The sequence below is a fragment of the Sphingomonas sp. ABOLH genome, from assembly GCF_003951715.1.
Lineage (GTDB): Bacteria > Pseudomonadota > Alphaproteobacteria > Sphingomonadales > Sphingomonadaceae > Sphingomonas > Sphingomonas hankookensis_A.
Window position 1 is genome coordinate 1 of record NZ_QQWV01000047.1, and the last position, 21,371, is coordinate 21,371.

Below are 21,371 nucleotides of genomic sequence, written 5' to 3' on the forward strand. Positions count from 1 at the left end.
CCCCCCACCCTCGCGCCCGAGAGGGGAACCGTCATGGCCAGCAGCATCCGCACGCCCCAGCCCGGCGTCGGCCAGTTCGTGTCGCTGCGCGGGCGGCTGTGGATGGTCGAGGCGCAGCCCGACGGCCCCTATGACGGCCACCGCCTCGCCTGCATCGACGACGACGCCAGCGGCGAGGATGCCCGCATACTGTGGAGCGCGGAGGTCGACGCGCGGCTGCACGATGAGGAGGCATGGGCCTCGCTCGGCCGCGAAGGCGGCGTGCTCGGCGGCGATGCCGCCAGCTTCTCCGCCTATCTGCGCACCGTCCGCTGGCGCACCGCGACCGCGGCCGAACGCGACCTGTTCCAGGCGCCGTTCCGCGCCGGCATCCGGCTCGATCCCTATCAGCTGCTGCCCTTACGCAAGGCGCTGCGCCTGCCGCGCGTCAACCTGCTGATCGCCGACGATGTGGGCTTGGGCAAGACGGTCGAGGCCGGGCTGGTGCTGCGCGAGATGCTGCTGCGCCGCCGCGTCGATTATACCGTCGTCCTCGCCCCGGCCGCGATGACCGGCCAGTGGCGCGACGAATTGCAGAGCAAGTTCGGCCTCGCCTTCGACATCATCGACGCCCGCCATCTCGAAGCGCTGCGCCGCCGTCGCGGCTATGGCGCGAACCCTTGGGGCTCGGGATCGCGCTTCATCCTGTCGCACCGGCTGCTGGGCGACGAAGCCTATGTCGCTCCGTTGCGCGACGTGCTGGAGGATTTTCGCGCCCGCTCGCTGCTGATCCTTGACGAGGCGCATCATGCCGCCCCGTCCGGTGGCGGGCGCTATGCGATCGAAAGCCAGTTCACCCGATCCTTACGCGACCTGTCCGACCGGTTCGAACATCGGCTGTTCCTCTCGGCGACACCGCATAACGGCCACCCGAACAGCTTCGCCACCCTGCTCGAACTGCTTGATCCGCAGCGCTTCACGCGCGGGGTCGCGGTGCGGCCCGCAGACCTCGAACCGGTCATGGTCCGCCGCCTCAAAAGCGACCTGCGCGCACTCGGCGAACGCTTCCCCGAACGCCTGGTCGAACCGATCGTCCTCGACCATCTGCCGGAAACCGCCCCCGAACTCGCGCTCGCCGCGATGCTCGCCGACTATCGCGCCCTGCGCGAGGCGCGGATCGCCACCCTGCCCCCCGCCCGCCGCGCGCAGGCACGCCTCGGCTTCGTCGGCCTGCAACAGCGCCTCCTCTCCTCGATCCCCGCCTTCGCCCGCACGCTGAAGGTCCATATTGACGGCCTCGACCGCGCCATCGCCGGGGCGGCAGCGACCACGCCGGTCGAAGACCCCGAACCCGACGCCCCTGACCTCGCCGCGCAGGAGGACACCGCGCTCGACCTGCTCGACCGCAGCGACGAAGCCCGCGCCCGCGCCGAAGCACTGGCCGGCGCACGGGACACCCCGCCCGCCCGCCTCGCCGCCGAACGCGCCCATGCCGCCGCGATGCTGGCGCTGGCCGAAACCGCCCGCACCGCCCCCGACGCGCGCGTCCGCTGGATCGTCGACTGGGCGCGCGCCAACCTGCTCGACGCCGATGGCGGCTGGCGCGACCGGCGGCTGATCCTGTTCACCGAATATGAGGATACCCGCCGCTGGCTCCAGCGCCAGCTCTCGGTACTGACCGACCCCGCCGACCCCTACGAAGCCGAACGGATCGACAGCTTCACCGGCATCACCTCGACCGAACGGCGCGAGGATATCAAGCGCGCCTTCAACGATCCGACCAACCCGCTTCGCATCCTGATCTGCACCGACGCCGCGCGCGAAGGCATCAACCTGCAGTCGCAGTGCCACGACCTGATCCATGTCGACCTGCCCTGGAACCCGTCGCGCCTCGAACAACGCAACGGCCGCATCGACCGGAAACTGCAACCGGCCGACACGGTCACCTGCCGCTATTTCACCTATGCCCAGCGGCCCGAGGACGTCGTGCTCGACGCGCTGGTCCGCAAGACGGAGGCGATCCGGCGCCAGCTCGGCTCCGCCGGACAGGTATTGGGCGACCGCATCGCCGAGAGTTTCCGCAGCGGCATCGACCGCGACGGGGCCCGCGACCTCGCCACCCGCATCCGCGATGCGGAGGCCGATGCCCGCGTCGCCGCCGCTGTGCGCGACCTCGACGACACCGCCGACGCCCGCCTGGCGCGCCTGCGCCGCGAACAGGCCGATCTGGCCGGCGCGCTGGAAAAGGCACGCACGCGGGTCGGCGTCGACCCGGACGAGCTGCAATCGGTGGTCGAACTCGCGCTCAACCGATCGGGCGGCGCATGGACCATGCCCGGTACGGTCGGCGAAACGCCCGTCTTCGCGCTCGACGAACCGCGCCTCGCCGGCGATCCCAGCTGGACCCCGCTGATCGACGAACTGCGCGCACGCCCCGTCCGGCCCGGCGAGCGTCCCGGCGAATGGCGCGCCAGTCCCGACGCCGCCGTCCGCCGCATCAGCTTCGCGCCCGCGATCCTGCACGACGGCCGCGACGCCGGCGATGTTGTACAGCTTCACCTCGAACACCGCCTCGTCCGACGCCTCCTCGGCCGGTTCCTGTCGGCCGGGTTCCGGCAGGGGCTGGAGCGTTGCTGCGTCATCCGCACCGCGACCACCGCCAGCCCCCGTGTCGTCCTGCTCGGCCGCCTCGCCCTCTACGGCGAACATGCAGCCCGGCTGCATGAGGAAGTGCTGAGCGTCGCCGCCGACTGGCGCGACGACGCCCCGTTGCGTCCGCTCGCCGAAGGACGCGAGGCGGAAGCGCGCGTGCTGGACGAACTGCTGGCCGCGCTGCGCGACGCGACCGACGCCGACCCCGACACCGTGCGCATCGCGACCGCCCACGCCGCGCGCAACGTCGCCGACCTCCGCCCCGCGCTGACCGAACGCGCCGACGCCCGTGCCGCCCGTGTCGCGCAGGACCTCACCCGCCGCGCCGCTGCCGAGGCGCAGGGGCTGGAGACGCTGCTCAAACAGCGCATCGCCCGGATCCTGCGCGAACGCGGGTCCGATACCGGACAGCTTGACCTGCTGCTTGACCCTGCGGAAGCACGGCAGCGCGCCGCCGACCGCCGCTCCTGGGATCGCGCCGCCACCCGGCTCGACGACGAACTGGTCCGCGAACCCGAACGCCTCCGCGCCGCCGCCCGCATCCACGCCACCCGGCTGGAGCCGATCGGGCTGGTCTATCTCTGGCCGACGGCATGACCACCGGTCCCCACGACTGGATCGGCTACCTCCAGCCAGTCGGGCTGGTCGTCGCCCCCGCGGCGCTGACTCGCATCGGCGCATGGGTCACGCCGCAGGACGCCGCCGACAGCGCGGGGGTGGCAGCGGCGCTGGCCGAACCCGATCCGTGGCCGTTCTTCCGCGACGTTCTCGGCTGGCCGGCGGCACGCGTCGCCGGAGCGCCCGGCGGCCCCGCCCTGCCCGACACGCTGCGCATCGCCTTCCCCGAACTCGACGTCCTGCTCGAACCCGACTGGGCGGTGCTGGCGGCGGACGGCACCCCGCAACTGCTGGTGCGGATCGAGGCGCCGGGGCTGCTGCTCGACCGGCGCGGCACGCTCGATGGATGGGAGGCGACGGCGCAGCAACGCTTCGAACGCCTCCTGCGCGAAACCGGCATCGGCGCGGGCGTCATCCTTGGGTCGCGCGAAACCGGCCGCCGCGAAGGCGCGACCGTCGAACCGATCCTGCGCCTCGTCGTCGCCCCGCGCGGCAAAGTGTCGGGCCATATGAGCTGGCCGCTCCACGCCCTGTCCGATGTCGCCGGGCGCGGCATGCTGGCGGGGTTGAAGCTGCTGCTCGATACCCATGCCCTCTTCACCGGCCCGCCCTCGCACCGCCTCCCCGCGCTCCTCGCCGAAAGCCGTGCCGCGCAGGCCGACGTATCGAGCCGCCTCGCCGTTCAGGTGCTCGCCTCGCTGCACGAACTGCTGCGCGGTCTCGACGCCGCCGATCCCGCCCGCATCCGCGCGCTCGCCGAACACCGGCCGCAGCATCTCTACGAAGGCCTCCTGACCGTCCTGCTCCGCCTGATCTTCATTCTCTATGCCGAGGATCGCGCGCTGATGCCCTCGCAGCCCGGCGGCGCGGCGGCGACGCTGTACGAACAGGGCTATGCGCTGGGCGCGCTCCACCTGCGGCTGCGCGACGATGCCGCGCTCTATCCCGACATAATGGACGAACGCCGCGGCGCCTGGGGGCAGCTGATCGCGCTGTTCCGCTTGGTCGGGCGCGGCGATCCGTCGGGATTCATGCAGGCGCGCGGCGGCAAGCTGTTCGACGAGGACGCCTTCCCCTTCCTGCTCGGCCGTGACAGCCCCGACGATCCGGAAGCGGTGCTGCCGGTCGGCGACGGCTGTGTGCTGCGCATGCTCGACGCGCTGCTGATCGACCAAGGCGAACGGCTCCACTATCGCGCGCTCAGCGTCGAACAGATCGGGTCGGTCTATGAAACCGTGATGGGCTTCACCGCCGAGTGCGCCCCCGCGGCGATGCTGGCGATCCGCGCGGGCAAGGCGAACCGCGTGCCGGTTTGGGTCGACCTATCGGCCCTTGCCGCCACACCGGCCAGCGAGCGCGAGAAGTGGCTGAAGACCGCCACCGGCCGCAGCGGCTGGCCGACCGCAGTTTCCCGCGCGCTACGCACCGCCACCGACGCGACGTCGCTCGCCGCCGCCCTCGCCCCCGTCGCCGACCACCGCGCCGCGCCGCGCGGCCATCCGGTCGCGGCCGGCACGCCGATCCTGCAACCGACCGAGGAACGCCGCCGCACCGGCAGCCACTATACCCCGCCCAGCCTGACCGGCCCGATCGTCGCCCATGCCCTTGCCCCCGCCTTCGCCCGCATCGGTCCCGATGCCGGCCCCGCCGACGTGATCGACCTGAAGGTCTGCGACCCCGCCGCCGGATCGGGCGCGTTCCTGGTGGAGGCGTGCCGCCAGCTCGGCGAACGCCTCGTCGCCGCCTGGACCCGCTGGCCCGCGCAGCGCCCGACCATCCCGGCGGACGAGGACGAACTGCTGCATGCCAAGCGGCTGGTGGCGCAGCACTGCCTGCGCGGCGTCGACCGCAACCCCCTCGCCATCGACCTGGCGAAACTCTCGCTCTGGCTGGAGACGCTGGCCAGCGCGCACGAATTCACCTTTCTCGACGCGGTACTGCGCTCGGGCGACAGCCTGGTCGGCCTGCCCAATCCAAAGATCGTCGCGGTGACCTGGGACCGCGTCTCGCGCCAGCACGGCTTTGTCGAGGCGATCGTGCGCGACGGCATCGACGCCGCCGCCGAACTGCGCCGGCTGATGCGGCAGGAGGCGGAGATCGCCCCCTATGCCGCGCAGGAACGCCGGCACCGGGCGGCAACCACCGCGCTCACCCGGGCGCATCTCGTCGCCGATGCGATACTCTGGTCCTACTTCGCCGCCAACAAGACCCGCGACCGCGCGGCAAAACTGGCCGAGGTGCAGCAATGCGTCCTCGCCCCCACCCCCGAAAGCTGGGCGCAACTGGCGACATGGCAGGCGGCTCTCCGCGCTCCCCCGATCGGGATCGAGGCGTTCCACTGGGAACTCGCGTTCGAGGACGTTTTCAGCCGCCCCAATCCCGGATTCGACGCGATCATCGGCAACCCGCCCTTCGCCGGCAAGAACACCATCGCGGCGGGCAATGCCGCCGCCTATCCCGACTGGCTCAAGACGCTGCACGACGGCGCGCACGGCAATGCCGATCTCGCCGCCCATTTCTTCCGCCGCGCGTTCAGCCTGTTGCGCATCGGCGGCGCGTTTGGCCTGATCGCGACCAACACCATCCGGCAGGGCGACACCCGCGACACCGGCCTCACCCGCATCCTCGCCGACGGCGGCACCATCACCCGCGCCGTCAGCCGCCACGTCTGGGAAGGCGAAGCGGCGGTCGTCGTCGCACAGGTCTTCGTCACGAAGGGAGCGACGACGACCCCGCCCATCCTCGACGGCCGCCCGGTCCGCCGCATCTCGGCCTATCTGATGGAGGGCGATCTGGATGGATCACCAACTAAATTGCAGGCCAATGCAGGCACGGCTTTCGAAGGCACAAAGGTTTACGGCCCTGGCTTCCTGTTCCGCGACGACAAGCCGGCAAGCCCGGACAACACCATCGCCGCCATGCACGCACTACTTGCGCGCGCACCGGCATCGCGGGCGGTCATCCGCTCCTTCTTGGGCGGTGAGGAAGTTTATAACGACCCTCACCATCGTCCCTTCCGCTACGCCATCGACCTTACCGGTCTATCGTTGGAGGAAGCTGAAACGAGGTTTCCCGAAGCAGTCGAGCTGCTTCGGAACGTGGTGAAGCCGTATCGGGACACGGTGCGCAATCCGCGCACGCGCGATCGCTGGTGGCTTTACGAAGCGCCTCGACCCGGCCTGTATGCTGCTACCCGCAGGCTGAGTAGTCTGTTCGTGACAAGCTGCGCTGCGACCCCGCACTGGGCGCTGGTCCGCGTCGGCAATAACGGCCTTTTCGGTAACACCCTGTCGGTACTCGCCTTCGACTCCATGGCCGCCTTCGCCACGCTGCAATCCCGTGTCCACGAAGTCTGGGCACGCGCCTTCGCATCCTCGATGAAGGACGATCTGCGCTACACCCCGTCCGACTGCTTCGAAACCTTCCCCCTGCCGCCAGCCTTCGACACCGACCCCACCCTCGAAGCCGCCGGCAAGTCCTACCACGACCACCGCGCGCAACTGATGATCGCGCGCGATCAGGGCATGACCCCGACCTATAACCGCTTCCACCGGGCAACCGACACCGACGCCGACATCGTGGAGCTTCGCGACCTGCACGCCGCCATCGATCGCGCGGTGCTGTCCGCCTATGGCTGGGACGACCTTGCCGCGCAGGCCGCGCCGGTCTTCCTCGCTCCCGACACCGAAGACGACCACCGCTACCGGGGCCGTCTGTTCTGGAACGCGCCGTTTCGCGATGCGGTGCTGGCCCGGCTGCTGCGACTGAACGAGGAACGCGCGAAAATGGAGCGGATGGCATGAACGCGGCACGAGTACGCGACGAACTGGTCGCGCGGCTCCGGCGCAACCTGATCGGCCCCAGCGAGGCGGAGGATGCCGACCTCGCCACCGAACGCCTGCCACCGGGCGAAAGCCCGTCGCGCTGGTATCTGTCGGGCTATATCGCCCCCTCCGGCGAACTGACCGCCGAGAACAGCGACACCCCCGACGCCGAATGGGACGAGATCGACGGCCTGCTCCCCGACGAAGGGTTCGGCGCGGGCGGTGCGGCAGGCGATCACGACGAACCCGAAACACCCGCCGCGCGGCGCCGCTTCCTGCCCGGCACCATCGGCCTATCGACCATGGTCGATGCCTCGGTCGACACGCTGTCGGTCACGATCGACTGGGGCGACTATGCCCCCGAACCGCCGCTGCCGCCCGACATGCTGGAAAGCGGGGCCGAACCGCATGGCGCACCGGTCGGCTGGCGGCGCGTGCCCCGCCACGCCACCGAAACGCTGCGCATCCCGCGCGAGGCGGACGGGATCGCCCGTATGCCCCTCGTCGGATCGGCCGCTACCGCCCGCCCCGGCGGCGCGCTCGAACTCGCCATCCGCGCCCGCCCGTTCGCGCTGCGCCGCGCCGATGGCACGACGCGCGCCGTGCAGGTCGTGACGGTCTTCCTCGTCAACAAACGGCTGGAGCCACCCTCGCGCTACCGCGACCTCGCTTACGCCTATCAGGTGCGCCTGACGCTGACATGCGCCACCGGCTTCGTCGCGCAGCACGACCTGTCGCGCATCGCCCGCGACGATTGGGACGACCAGCTTGCCGACCTGCACTATCGCGACAGCGCGGCCTATGCGGTCGGCCTCGGCTGCGCCACCGGCCATGTCGCCGACCCCGATGGCGCGGTCCGAAGCGTCCACACCACCCATCTGCCGCGCGCAGCGGTCGAGCGGACGGTGGCGGCACCCGTCCCCGACGTCACCTTCGGCATGGACGCCCTGTCCGGCCTCGCCGGCGACGGCACGGCACTGGCCATCGCCCTGCAACCGCTCGTCACCGCCTATCGCACCTGGTCGTCCGACCAGCACGCTGCGACCACCGCCCCCGACATCGCTACCGCACCCCAACGGGTCCGCACCGCGCAGCAACTGATCGCCGATCAGGCCGAAGCATGCGACCGCATCGCTGCCGGCATCGCGTTGCTCGAACGCGACGCCACCGTCCGAAGCGCCTTCGCCATCGCCAACCGCGCGGTCGCTGATGCGACCCGCGCCCGCCGCCCGACCGACACCCAGCCGACCTGGCGGCCGTTCCAGCTCGCCTTCCTCCTGCTCAACCTGTCGGGCATGGCCGATCCGCGTCACCCCGACCGCGACACCGCCGACCTGCTGTTCTTTCCGACCGGCGGCGGCAAGACCGAGGCGTATCTCGGCCTCGCCGCCTTCACCATCGCGCTCCGGCGGCTGGGGGCCAGCGGGCTGCTCGGTGCCGGCGTCGCGGTCATCATGCGCTATACGCTGCGCCTGCTGACGCTCGACCAGTTGGGCCGCGCCGCCGGGCTCGTCTGCGCGCTCGAACTGCTGCGCACCGGACCCGACTATCGCGACGCATCCGCCCGCCCGCTGCTTGGTGACTGGCCGATCGAAATCGGGCTATGGGTCGGATCGGACGCCAGCCCCAACCGGCTGGGGCGCAAGGGCGACAAGACCGAAGGCACCGCCGTCAAACGGGTCCGCGCCTATACCAGCGGCCGCGACTCCCGCGCCCCCGCCCCGATCAAGGCATGTCCGTGGTGCGACACCGCCTTCACGCCGCAGAGCTTTCGCTGCGTGCCGAACAGCGACGCGCCGACCAATCTCGAACTGCGCTGCGTCAACCATGACTGCCCGTTCACCGGCGACCGCCCCCTGCCGATCGTGACGGTGGACGAGGCGATCTATCGCCGCCTGCCCGCCTTCCTGATCGCGACCGTCGACAAATTCGCCGCGCTGCCATGGAACGGCGCGGCCGGCGCATTCTTCGGCCATGTCGATCGCGCCGATGCGGACGGCTTCTACGGCGCCGCCGAACCGGGGAAGGGCCGCGCGCTCGACAACGGCCACCGGCTCCTGCCCCCCGACCTCGTGGTGCAGGACGAACTGCACCTGATCTCCGGCCCCTTGGGCACCGTCGCGGGCCTCTACGAAGCGGCGATCGACCGCCTCGCCTCGCGCCGGATCGACGGACAGCGCGTCCGGCCGAAGATCATCGCGTCGACCGCCACCGTCCGTCGCGCCCGCGATCAGATCCGCGCGCTGTTCGACCGCCACGATACCCGCATCTTCCCGCCGCCCGGCATCGACCGCCGCGACAGCTTCTTCGCCTTGACCAAGCCCGAAAGCGCCGACGATCCGGCGCGCTGGTATGTCGGCATCGCGGCGGCGGGGCGCGGGCCGAAGCTGGTGTTCCTGCAAACGCTGGTGACCTTGCTGGGCGCGGCGCAGGGGCTGGCCGATGCCGAAGGGGACGCCGACGCCTATCGCACCGCGCTCTGCTATTTCAACGCGCTGCGCGAACTGGGCGGCGCGCGCCGGATCGTCGAGGATGAGGTCGCCGCGCGCCTGACCGACTATGGCGACCGCCGCCGCCGGATCGAACCGGTCGACCACCCCTTCGGCAACCGCAGCTTGGGGGAACCGGTCGAACTCACCTCACGCGTCTCGACCGATCAGGTCGCGGCGGCCAAGGCCCGGCTGGAAACCCGCTTCGACGGCACCGGCGAACCGGTCGACGTGGCGCTGGCGACCAACATGATCTCGGTCGGCCTCGACATCGACCGCCTGGGGCTGATGCTGGTGCAGGGCCAACCCAAGACGGCGGCGGAATATATTCAGGCGACCAGCCGCGTCGGCCGCAACCCCGCCCGCCCCGGCCTCGTCGCCGTCGTGCTCAACGTCCATCGCCCGCGCGACCGCATGCACTTCGAACAATTCACCCATTTCCATGACACCTTCTACCGCGCGGTGGAGGCGACCAGCGTGACGCCATGGTCGGCGCGCGCGCTCGACCGGTCGCTCGCCGCCGTGGTCGTCGCCATCGCCCGCCATCTCGACCCGTCGTTGACGCCCTCCGCCGCCGTCGCCGCCCTCGCCAACGCACCCGACACCCGCGCGGCGGTGGTCGCGCATCTGGTCGAGCGCGCGCCCGCAACCATCGACGGCGGACGCGACCGGCTGGCGGCGACCGTCGATGGCTTGCTCGACGACTGGATGATGCTCGCCGACGAAGGCACGATGGCCGGCGGGCGCTTCACCTATGACGACCGCCCGCACCGGCTGCTCCACCCGCCGCTCGATCCCGCATTGTCCAATCTGTCGCCCGCCCACCGGCGGTTCCAGGCAGGCTACAGCATGCGCGACGTCGAACCCGGCGTGCTGGTCAAGCCGCGCGGGCCGAACGGCGAACGGGTCAGCGGCGCAGGAGACATGGCATGAGCGGCAAGCGCATTACCCTTCGCCAGTCGCAGCTGGTCTTCGGTTTCGGTCCCGGCGCGATGGTCGACCTGCCCACGCGATCGGTCGTGATCGGCGGGCTGGACCTGTGGCACATGCGCGAACGCGGCAGCTGGCGTCCGGTCCACGAACCGCGTGCGACCGCCGTGCTCGAAACGCTGTTGCGGGCGACCGGGCGGCTCGCCGACGACGTGCAGCTGACCCTGCGCACCCCGCCTGCCGATGACGAGGGACGCAGCGGTACGGGCGAGCCGCCGGGGATCGAGGCGCGTATCTTCCCCGCATGGTTCGTCGCGCGCGATGCGGAGACGAAGGGCGACATCCGCCGCCGCCGCCTCGTCCGCTGGCAGGACCTCAATCCGAAGGGGCGGGCAGACTTCACCGACGATGACGGCTGCCGCGTACCCGTCACCCCGATCCGCTTCGTCGCGGGCTGTCACAAGGGGCATTTGCAGGACATCGACTGGTCCTACGCCGTCCATGTCGACCAGCCCGGCCGCTGCGTGCAGCCGCTCTGGCTGGAGGAGCGCGGCACCTCGGGCGATCCCGCCTCGACCCGCATCACCTGCGGCTGCGGCGCATCGCTGTCGCTGCGCGATGCCCAGGCCGATGGACGCTTCGGCAAATGTCGCGGACGACGGCCATGGCTGAACAAGGACGATGCGGAATGCGGCGAAAATCTCCGCTTCCTCACCCGTACCGCGACCAACGCCTATTTCCCGCAGGTGCTGACCGTCATCTCGCTCCCCGCCGCCGAGGACGAACTGACCCGGCTGGTCGAGGGGCAGATGGACGCGATCGACTGGGTCACGACCGAAGCCGAAATGACCCTCGCCCGCCGCGCCAACCCGTCGCTCCGAGCGGCGCTGGAGGGATGGAGCGACACCGAAATCGTCGCCCGCGTAGCGCAACTGCGCGCGACGGGCCACCAGACCCTCGCCAAGGCACCCAAGGTCGCCGAATTCGACCTCCTCGCCTCCGGCCTCGCGGAGATCGGCACCGACGCCCCCGACGCCCGCCTCCACGCCCGCACCCTGCCGCGCGATGCATGGGACGGCGACCGCCCGCGCCTCGCCCCGATCGCCTCGGTCGTCGCGGTGCACCGGTTGCGCGAGGTTGCCTGCCTCTATGGCTTCACCCGCTTCGAAGCCGCCCCGACCGCGATCGACGGCGACCTCGAGGAACTGCACGTCGCGGTCGAAGGCGCCGCCCTCGCCCACGACCTCGACTGGCTCCCCGCCGTCGAACAGCTGGGCGAAGGCATCTTCCTGCGCTTTGACCCCGAAGCCATCGCCGCCTGGCTCGCCCGCCCCACCGTCACCGCCCGTCACGAAGCCTTGTGGAGCGGCTGGGAACGCTGGCGCCAGGGACAGGCCTATGGCGACAAGCTGCGCTTCCCGAACCTCGCCTATTACGCGATGCACGGCTTCTCCCACGCGCTGATGAACGAGATCGCGCTCGACTGCGGCTACCCCGCCACCGCGCTGAAAGAGCGCCTCTACGCCGTGCTCGAAGAAGACGGCCCACGCTACGGCCTGCTGCTCTACACCGCCTCGACCGGCGCGCAGGGGACGCTGGGCGGCCTCGTCGCCGTCCTCCCCCGCCTCGGCGCCATCGCCGAACGCGCGCTCGACCGGCTGGCGCTATGCTCGGGCGACCCGATCTGCGCCGAGCACGACCCCGACCACCATAGCGACGAACGCGCGCTGAGCGGTGCCGCCTGCCACAGCTGCCTGCTGGTCGCCGAAACCTCGTGCGAAGCCCGCAACCTCTATCTCGACCGCGCGCTCACCGCCCCCACCGTCCTGACGGCCGAAACGGCGCTGTTCCGTGACTGATCGTAAAGCCTTGACGCAAGCCCCCGATCCGGCTCCCTTGTCCCCGGCGGAGGGGCAGATGATCGGTTGGCGGGACGAACAAGGCGACACGCATCGCGGCAGCCTGTTCGCCGCCTTCGCCGCGCTCGCGGGCGGACAGGCATGGAGCTTCCCCGCGCTCCGCCCCCACCAGCGCGAGCCGTGGCACGCCTTCACCGTACAGGTCGCCGCCCTCGCGCTGACCCATGCCGGCACCGATACGTTTCCCGCCACCGAAGCGGCATGGCGCGACCTGCTGCTCGCCCTCACTCCCGACCAGCCGGAGGCATGGGACCTCGTCGTCGACGACTGGTCGAAGCCCGCCCTGCTCCAGCCGCCGACCGTTCAGCCCACCGACCGGGCGGCGTACAAGAACCGCATCCCCACCCCCGACGCGCTCGACATGCTCGTCACCGCCAAGAACCACGACCTGAAACAGGAACGGATGGTCGCGGCGAGCGACGAGGACTGGCTGTTCGCCCTCGTCACGCTGCAGACGACCGAAGGGTTCCTCGGCGCCGGCAATTACGGCATCTCGCGCATGAACGGCGGCTTCGCCAGCCGCATGAGCCTCGGCATCCGCCCGACCGGTGGTGCCGCCCGCGCATTCCGGCGCGATGTCGAACGCCTCGTCGCCGATGCCCGCGCCCGGCCCGACCGACGCACCGGCACGATGCTGCTGTGGACCGTGCCCTGGGACGGCACGCTCTCGCTCGATTACGGCAAGCTCGACGAACTCTATGTCGAAATCTGCCGCCGCATCCGGCTGCGACGCAGCGGCGACGCGATCGAAGCGCTCGCCGCCGGATCGAAATGCGCCCGCGTCGCCGCCTCCGACCTGAAGGGCAACACGCGCGACCCCTGGGCACCGATGAAGGCGGACGGATCGACCAGCCACACGCCGACCGGCGCGGGCTTCGGCTATCGCCAGATGGCGACGCTGCTCGACGCCAAGAAGATCACCCTGCCCCATCTCGCCAAACCCGACCCCGCCGACGACCGCGAAGGTCTCGCTATCGTCGCCGCCGCGCTGGTGCGCGGACAGGGCAAGACCGAAGGGCTGCACCGCCGCACCATCCGCACGCCGGGCGCGCTGCGCGACGCCGATGGCCGCCGCCTGCCCCTCGACCGCATCGGCGAGGTTGCGGGCAAGCGGGCGGAGGAAGGCTTTCAGGCCAGCCGTCGCCTCAGCCGCGCGCTGATCTCGCTGGTACAGGGCGGGCCGGACAAGGCGCGGCTGGACGATGACGGCGCCAAGAAGAAGATCGAACGCTGGATGAACCGCTTCAACGAAGCGGTCGACGGCATCTTCTTCAATGCCCCCTTTTGGGAAGAGGTCGCCGCGACCGACGACAATCACCGCATGGCATGGCGCGAGACGCTGCGCGATCTCGCCGGCGACATTTTCGACATCGCCGCCGAAGCCGCGCCGGGCACCGAAGTCCGCCGGGTCCCGGCACGCGCCCGCGCCGGATCGCTGCTGCATTATGAAATGAAGAAATGGGTCGAGGAGGCCGAACATGGCGAGTAATCCCGCCACCGCGAACATGGCCCCACCGGACGACTGGATGACGTCGATCTCGCGCCAGATGAAGGGCATGTCGAGCGGCGACCGCGCCGCGCTGCGCCGGATGGAGCTGACCAAATCGCCCGCCGCCGATGCCGTCGCAATCAAGACGCTGCTGCGCGCGGAGGTCCCGCAGTCGCGGATCAAGGACGACTGGACCCGCTTGCGCCTGATCGGCCATTTCGCCGGGCTGCTGTCGGGCACCGCCGCACTCTACGCGCATGACGAACGGCGCGGCGTCGGTGCCGCGCTGTTCGAGGCGAGCTTTTCCGAAAAACGCCTGCTGCGCCTGCTCGCCAGCCGGGGGGAGGCGCTGGGCGACCAACTGGCGCTGGCCGTCCGCATCCTGTCGCGGGAGCGGCAACCGGTGAACTTGTGGGACATCTATCACCTGCTGGGCGGCGATCCGGTCAAATCGGACGCCGCCCGGCTGCGCATGGCGCGGCATTATTACGCCGCGCAGGCCAAATCGAACTGAGGGGATTCCGCATGACGACCACCGCAACCGACGGCATCGTGCCGAAACTCATCCAGATCCATTTCCTCGCCGCATGGCCCGGCGCGCTGCTCAACCGCGACGATGCCGGCCTTGCCAAGCGCCTGCCCTTCGGCACCGCCACCCGCACCCGCGTGTCGTCGCAATGCCTCAAGCGCCACTGGCGCATGGCCGACGACCGCCACGCGTTGCACGAACTCGCCAGGCAGAACGGCGTCGAGGGCGTCCGCTCCAAACAGGCGATCGAACGCGAGGTCACCGGCCCGCTGCGGGCACGTTTCGACGGCGCCATGGTCGATGCGGTCGAGGAAGCCTTCATCACCAAATTCTACGGCAAGAATGCCAAGGACAAGCAGCAGCGTCAGGCCTTGTTGTTCGGCCGCCCCGAACTGGCATGGCTGCGCGAAGAGGCCGAACGCCTGCTCGCCGAAAGCGGGAGCGCGGCGGGCGTGAAGGCGGCGGCGGACGTCTGGGTCAAGGAACAGAAGAACAATCTCAACCAGCTGCGCGACCAGAATCTTCTGGCGGCCTCGCTGGAGGCAGCCCTGTTCGGCCGCATGGTGACCAGCGATACGAAGGCGAACCGCGACGCCGCGATCCATGTCGCCCATGCCTTCACCGTCCATGCGATGCAGACCGAGACCGACTATTTCACCGTGGTCGATGACCTCAGCGACCGCGAACAGGGCGACGATGCCGGCGCGGCCGGCGTGTTCGACACCGAACTGACCTCCGGCCTCTATTATGGCTATGTCGTGGTCGACGTGCCGCTGCTCGTCTCCAACCTGACCGGCTGCGACCGCAAGGACTGGGCCGGCGACCATGACCGCACGCTGGCCGCACAGGTGGTCGAGCATCTCGTTCACCTCGTCGCCGAAATCTCGCCCGGCGCGAAGAAGGGGTCGACCGCGCCTTACAGCCGCGCGGAACTGGTGCTGGTCGAGGCCGGCGACCGCCAGCCGCGCACCCTCGCCAACGCCTTTCGCGATGCGATCGCGACCGAGGACCGCACCTCCAACCGCTCGCTCGGCCACCGCACGGCACAGGCGATGGCCGGCCACCTCACCGACCTCGACCGGATGTACGAAACCGGAGAGGCGCGCCGCCTCGCCGCCCTGCCCGACCTCGCCGTGCCCGAAGTCGCCAATGGCAGCTTGCGCGAACTGGCGGCATGGGCCGGGTCGGTCGTGCGGGACGCGGCTGCGTGAAACACCTGCTGCTCGATTGCGACGCGCCGTTGATGAGCTTCGGCGGCGATCTGGTCGATGCTTACGGCGTGGTGCGCGACTTTCCGTCGAAATCGATGGTCGCCGGCCTGTTCGCCAATGCGCTCGGCTGGGAACGCTTCGACGTCGACGCGCACGCCGCCTTGCAGGACCGGCTGGTGATCGGATCGGCGCGCGTGGCCGAGGGGCGCCGCGAACGCGAGTTCCAGACCGCGCAGCTCGGCGCAAACGATCGCGGCTGGACCACGCGCGGCCGGGTGGAGGGGCGCGCGGGCGGGGCCGATACCTATAAATCGCCGCACATCCGCTATCGCGACATGGACGCCGATGCCCGCGTTCTGATCGCCTGTCGCCTCGAACCGGCCGACGAAGCGCCCGATCTTGCCACGCTGGCCGAGGCGCTGACCCGGCCCGAACGCCCGCTGTTCCTCGGCCGCAAGCCGTTCCTGCCGTCGCGACCGCTGTTGCTCGCCATGGTGGACGCCGACACCATTCCCGACGCGCTGGCGCTGGGGTTCGCAATGATCGAACTCCAACCCGCCACGATCCGCGCGCAATGGCCGTTCGGCGAACCGACCGGCAGCGTCGCCACCAGCAACACGCAGGACGAGGAACTGACCGACGAACGCCACTGGCCCGCCGGTGTCCATGCAGGGCTGCGCCGGGTGACGGTCGGGCGGCTCGACTGGCCGGGGGTGACGCCGTGACGCTGCATCTCGCCCGCATCGGCATCCATGTCCATGCGCTGGCCGGCTTCGCCGTGGCGCGGCGGCTGAGCGACGACGATCTGGGCTATGCGCTCCATGCTGCCCTGCTCGCCCGGTTCGGCGATGCTGCGCCGCGCCCGTTCCGCTTCCTGCCGGATCATGAAAAGGGCCCGCATCTGCTCGGCTATGTCCACGACCGCGCGGAATTCGCCGACGCTGCCGCGCTGCCACCCGCCGATGCCGTGATCGACGCGCTGTTCGACGGCGAACCCGCGTTGCGCCCCATGCCCGAACGCTGGCGCGAAGGCGCACGCTTCGGTTTCGAGGTCCGCGTGCGGCCCGTCGTGCGCTTCGGCAAATCAGCCCGCGCCGCGCGGACCGAGCGGGACGGCGGCTGGCTGTCCGGGGCAGGCGAGATCGACGCCAACCACGCCGCACGCGAACGGGTTGCGCGCGCAGGCGGCGACCCGGATACGGTCGACCGAGAAGCGGTCTATATCGACTGGCTGGCGAAGCGCCTTGCCGACGCCGCGACGCTCGACCATGCCGACCTGCGCCATTTCCGCCGAACCCGCACCCTGCGCAACACGCACCGTAGCGAAGGCCGCCGCACCCACCGCGTCGAGGGACCGGACGCGCTCATCGGCGGCACGCTGACCATCGCCGATCCCGCCGCCTTCGCCGCGCTGCTGGCCAAGGGGATCGGGCGGCATTCCGGCTTCGGTTACGGCATGCTGCTGCTCGCCCCGCCGGGCCGGGTCGGATAGATGCTCTCGGGTCGCCTCGGCCTCGAAAAGGCGCGCATCCCCCATGCCGACCGGCAGGGGCTGGTCTGGCTGGATCGCGGGCGGCTGGAGGTGGAGGACGGGTGTCTTCGCTTCGTGACGGCGGGCGGCGGGGCGCTGGTCGCCGGGGATTATCAAATTCCCTATCATTCCATCTCGATCGTGCTGCTGGGACCGGGGTCGAGCGTCACGCATGACGCGCTGCGGCTGCTGGCGCGCCATGGCTGTGCGCTGGCGGCGATCGGCGACGGCGCGGTCCGCTTCTACACCGCGCCGCCGCTGATGCCCGACAGTTCGGCGCTGGCCCGCGCACAGGTCCGCCGCTGGGCCGATCCCAAGCTGCGCATGGAAACCGCCCGTGCGATGTACGCGATGCGCTTTGGTCAGATCGTGCGGACCCGCGACATCACCGTGCTGCGCGGACAGGAGGGCGCGCGGATCAAGCGTGCCTATGTCCTTGCCGCCGAACGCCATGGCATCGCGTGGAACGGCCGCCGCTACGACCGTGAAAACCCGGAGGCCGGCGACCTCGCCAACCAGGCGATCAACCACGCCGGATCGGCGATGACCGCCGCTGCCGCCGTCGCGGTCGCCTCGACCGGCGCGATCCCGCAACTAGGCTTTGTGCACGAGGATTCGGGGCAGAGCTTCGTCCTCGACATCGCCGACCTCTACCGCCACGACGTGCTGCTCGACATCGCCTTCGGCGCGGTCAGGGAGGCGCGGGCGCATGGTGCCGCCCCGATCGAACGGCTGGTGCGCAAGCGCGCGGCCCTGCTGTTCCGGCAGCGCAGCGTCATTCCCGGCATGATCGACCGGATCAAGGGGCTGCTGATGCCCGGCGAGGCGGCGGGGGCGACGACCTGATGCCGCTGACCGTCGTCATCACCCGCGGCGTCGAGGACCGCTATCGCGGCTTCCTCGGCTCGGCGATGCTCGAACTCGCCCCCGGCGTCTATGCCCAGCCGCGCATGAGCGCCGGCGTGCGCGGCCGCATCTGGACGGTGGTCGAGGAATGGCATGGCCGCCTGCGCCGCGGCAGCATCGTAATGTGCTGGGCCGAACCCGCTTCCGCAGGCGGTCTGGGCCTTTCCGTGCTCGGCGAACCGCCCAAGGACGTCGTGGCCCATGACGGCATTCTTCTGGTCCGCCGGGCGCTAAGCTCCCGCAACCCCTAGATAATCAGCCTCGACCAACGATCTTTGAAAAGGTAAACAATTTCACCAACCTAACGCCAAGAGTCTCCCCCGCCCCCGCGGGGATCCACCCCATCCTGCGCGCGCGCCGTCACCTCAATGCCGAGTCTCCCCGCCCCCGCAGAGAACTGCTCAATTATTACAATACCAAATTAATACCGCCCCTTTACATGATAGCTGCAGGTATACACACTTCAACTCCGTCGCTGATTCGCGAATAAGGGCACCGAACACAAAACCGGCGGTGCGACAGAGGAGCAGACCATGGCACCATCGTTCCGGCATTCGACCGCGCTGGCGGCGCTAGCCATTGCGCTGCCCCAGTTACCCGGGATCGCGATGGCTCAAAGCACAACCGCCACGACTCCCGTCCCTGCCGGCGCCTCGACCGCCAGCGACGATCAGGGCGATGGCGAAATCGTCGTCACCGGGACACGCATCCCCACGCCGGGACTGGTGTCGAGCAGCCCGGTCGCGTCGACCAGCGAACAGCAGATCCGGTTGCAATCCGCGCTGACGATCGAGGATTTCTCGACCAAACTGCCGCAGTTGTCGGGCGGTGTGCGACAGGGGTCGCAGGGGAGCGATGCGTTCGGGGCGCAGGTGCTGGAACTGCGCAATTTCGGGCAGAGCCGGTCGCTGGTGCTCATCGACGGCACCCGCGCCGCGCCGTTCAGCTTCCGCAACTCGGTCGACGTCAACGCCATCCCTGCGTCGCTGATCAAGCGGGTCGACGTGCTGACCGGGGGCGCTGCCGCCGTCTATGGCGCAGATGCGGTCGCGGGTGTCGTCAACTTCATCCTGAACGATGAGTTCGAAGGGGTGCGCGGGACCGCCGCCAGCCGCCTGTCGGTGCGCGGCGGCGCGCAATATGGCGGGTCGGTGATGCTGGGCCTGGGCGTCGGCGACCGCGGCAATCTGGTGTTCGCCGCCGATTACACCCAGCGTGACGGTATTCTCGCGCGCCAGCGCGACTGGGCGGCGACACCGAACCAGACCATTCCCAGCATCGGCGGCGTGTTCACCGATGTCGCGAGCGGCCGCCGCTTCGGCTTTACCGATGCCGGCGCGTTCACCACCACGCCGTCGGCGACGTCGAACGTCTCAGGCAGCTACCCGCTGGTATCGCCGCTGAAGCGCATCAACCTTGCCGCGCTGTACAAATACGAGCTTGCCCCGGCGGTCGAGATTTACGGCCGCGCGATGTTCACCAACGCCCGCACCGAAGAGACCGGCACGCCCGGCGCGCAGCCGGCCAGCGTCAGCCGCACGGTTGGCATCAATGCGACCAACCCGTTCCTGACCGATGCGATCCGCAGCCAGCTGACCTTCGTGAACGGCGTGGCGCAGGTGAATGTCAGCCGCTCGCTGGCCGAACTGGGGCTCATAACCTATCGCACCGAACGCGACACGTTGCAGCTGCAGTCGGGGCTGCGCGGGCCGATCACGAGCGCGCTCCAGTGGAACATCTATGCGCAATATGGGCGGTCGATCGAAAATTCGCTGATCGGCGGCGACGGGCAGGTCGCCAATGCCAGCGGCGCGAACAATTTCGCATCGATCGTCAACACGGTCGATATCTTCGGCCCCAACCGCCCCGGCATCGCCGCGGCGCTGGGCAGCCCGATCAACGGCTTCAACCGCAAGCGCGACCAGTTCGTGACCGCGGCGACGGTCAGCGGGACGCTGGACGACCTGTTCACCCCGCCCGCCGGGTCGATCGGCTTTGCCGCCGGCGTGGAATATCGCCGCGAGACGGCGAGCATCCAGCAGGACAGCGCGCTGCTGTCGGGCAATACGTATCGGCAGGGGGTGCAGGCGGCCTATACCGGCAAGTTCGACGTGAAGGAGCTGTATGGCGAACTGCGCGTACCGTTGATCCATAATACGCCGTTCATCCGCCAGTTCGACGTCGGCGGTGCCTATCGCCTGTCCGACTACGACCTGTTCGGCACCCATGGTACATGGAAGGTCGAGGCGAACTGGGCGGTCGACCGCAATTTGCGGCTGCGCGGAACGTACCAGCGCGTGCTGCGCACCCCCAATTTCGGCGAGTTCGCCGCCAGCACATCGTCGCTGCCGTTCAGCAGCCTCGTCACGGTCGACCGGCTGCGCCCACGCTATGGCGGCGATCCGTGCGTGATCGGCACCGGCAACCGCGCGCAGTGCGACCGACTGGGTGCGCCGGCGGCGGGTTCGACCGATTCCCGTGCCGCCAGCTATCTGACCGGAAATTACTTCTACGGCGGCAATCCGGACATCCAGCCGGAAACCGGCTTTACCAAGACGATCGGCGGTGTGCTGACCCCGATCTTCCTGCCAGGTCTCAATGCGACGGTTGACTGGTATGAGTTGGACCTGCGCGGCGCGGTGGGCGTGATCCAGCCGATCGCGGCGATCACCAGCTGCTACATCACCAATCCGACTGCCGGCAACCCGCTGTGCAACCTGGTGACGCGCAACGCCAACGGGTCGTTCAAGGACGCGTTCGTCAACAACCAGAATCTCGGGCGCCTGCTCCAGCGCGGGCTGGACGTCGCCGCCAGCTATACGCTGCGGCCCGAATGGATGAACGGCGTGGGGCTGCGTGCCAGCTATCAGGGCAATATCGTCACATCGTACCTGATCCAGGCGAATCCGACCGTCAACGCGGTGCAGTGCAAGGGCACGTTCGGTGCTACCTGTTCCAGCGATGGTACGACATTGGTACAGCCGGACTACCGCCATACCGCCGGTATCGGCATCCTGTTCGATCATGGCGTGATCCAGTTCGACTGGCAGCGGATCGGCGCGGTGAAGTCCAGTGCGGCTGGATCGAGCGAGATCATCGGCGCGCAGGACACGTTCGACCTGTCGGCGTCGCGCGACTTCACCCCAGCGATCTCGATGAGCGCGGGCGTGTACAACCTGCTCGACCGGCGTCCGCCGCGCGTGTCGGCGGGTGGGGTCTTCAATACCTTCCCCGATACCTATGACATTCTCGGCCGCACGATCGGGTTCACCCTGACGGCCAAGATGTAAGCGC

Annotated in this window: 12 protein-coding genes; all 12 read left to right on the forward strand. The window is 69.7% G+C overall.

The features are described from left to right. Positions 1 to 33 precede the first annotated feature (33 nt). The 12 genes from drmD to CA237_RS16555 all read left to right on the forward strand — a co-directional run bounded on the left by drmD (position 34) and on the right by CA237_RS16555 (position 21,367). Positions 34 to 3,228, forward strand: coding sequence for a DISARM system SNF2-like helicase DrmD (gene drmD / locus CA237_RS16500; protein WP_066689728.1), 3,195 nt, complete (start codon positions 34 to 36; stop codon positions 3,226 to 3,228). Beyond that, entirely contained in the window at positions 3,225 to 7,052 is a 3,828-nt protein-coding gene (locus CA237_RS16505; RefSeq protein WP_241215525.1) for a DNA methyltransferase, read from the forward strand. The genes drmD and CA237_RS16505 overlap by 4 nt, the downstream gene beginning before the upstream one ends. Continuing rightward, the gene (gene drmA, locus CA237_RS16510) at positions 7,049 to 10,495 is read left to right on the forward strand and encodes a DISARM system helicase DrmA (RefSeq protein ID WP_066689729.1); all 3,447 of its coding nucleotides are present in this window, start codon (positions 7,049 to 7,051) and stop codon (positions 10,493 to 10,495) included. Before CA237_RS16505 ends, drmA begins: the two co-directional genes overlap by 4 nt. Continuing rightward, complete coding sequence (locus CA237_RS16515; protein ID WP_066689730.1) at positions 10,492 to 12,351, forward strand: DUF1998 domain-containing protein; 1,860 nt, start codon at positions 10,492 to 10,494, stop codon at positions 12,349 to 12,351. Before drmA ends, CA237_RS16515 begins: the two co-directional genes overlap by 4 nt. Positions 12,352 to 12,409: 58 nt before the next feature. Continuing rightward, on the forward strand, positions 12,410 to 13,900 hold the full coding sequence (locus tag CA237_RS16520) for a hypothetical protein (protein ID WP_066689731.1): 1,491 nt from the start codon (positions 12,410 to 12,412) through the stop codon (positions 13,898 to 13,900). Next, positions 13,890 to 14,414 carry a type I-E CRISPR-associated protein Cse2/CasB gene (locus tag CA237_RS16525; RefSeq protein ID WP_066689732.1) on the forward strand — a complete coding sequence of 175 codons (525 nt, stop codon included), beginning with the start codon at positions 13,890 to 13,892 and terminating at the stop codon, positions 14,412 to 14,414. Before CA237_RS16520 ends, CA237_RS16525 begins: the two co-directional genes overlap by 11 nt. Before the next feature lie 11 nt (positions 14,415 to 14,425). Then, positions 14,426 to 15,640, forward strand: a complete 1,215-nt coding sequence (cas7e, locus tag CA237_RS16530; protein WP_066689733.1) for a type I-E CRISPR-associated protein Cas7/Cse4/CasC — start codon at positions 14,426 to 14,428, stop codon at positions 15,638 to 15,640. Beyond that, positions 15,637 to 16,365 (forward strand): type I-E CRISPR-associated protein Cas5/CasD, encoded by a 729-nt coding sequence (gene cas5e / locus CA237_RS16535; RefSeq protein WP_198158525.1) that lies wholly within the window; start codon positions 15,637 to 15,639, stop codon positions 16,363 to 16,365. The genes cas7e and cas5e overlap by 4 nt, the downstream gene beginning before the upstream one ends. Further along, entirely contained in the window at positions 16,362 to 17,132 is a 771-nt protein-coding gene (locus CA237_RS16540) for a type I-E CRISPR-associated protein Cas6/Cse3/CasE (RefSeq protein ID WP_164523910.1), read from the forward strand. The genes cas5e and CA237_RS16540 overlap by 4 nt, the downstream gene beginning before the upstream one ends. Next, positions 17,133 to 18,017, forward strand: a complete 885-nt coding sequence (gene cas1e / locus CA237_RS16545) for a type I-E CRISPR-associated endonuclease Cas1e (RefSeq protein WP_066689736.1) — start codon at positions 17,133 to 17,135, stop codon at positions 18,015 to 18,017. Continuing rightward, complete coding sequence (gene cas2e, locus CA237_RS16550) at positions 18,017 to 18,328, forward strand: type I-E CRISPR-associated endoribonuclease Cas2e (RefSeq protein WP_066689737.1); 312 nt, start codon at positions 18,017 to 18,019, stop codon at positions 18,326 to 18,328. The genes cas1e and cas2e overlap by 1 nt, the downstream gene beginning before the upstream one ends. Positions 18,329 to 18,610: 282 nt before the next feature. Then, on the forward strand, positions 18,611 to 21,367 hold the full coding sequence (locus CA237_RS16555) for a TonB-dependent receptor (protein WP_066689738.1): 2,757 nt from the start codon (positions 18,611 to 18,613) through the stop codon (positions 21,365 to 21,367). Positions 21,368 to 21,371 lie beyond the last annotated feature (4 nt).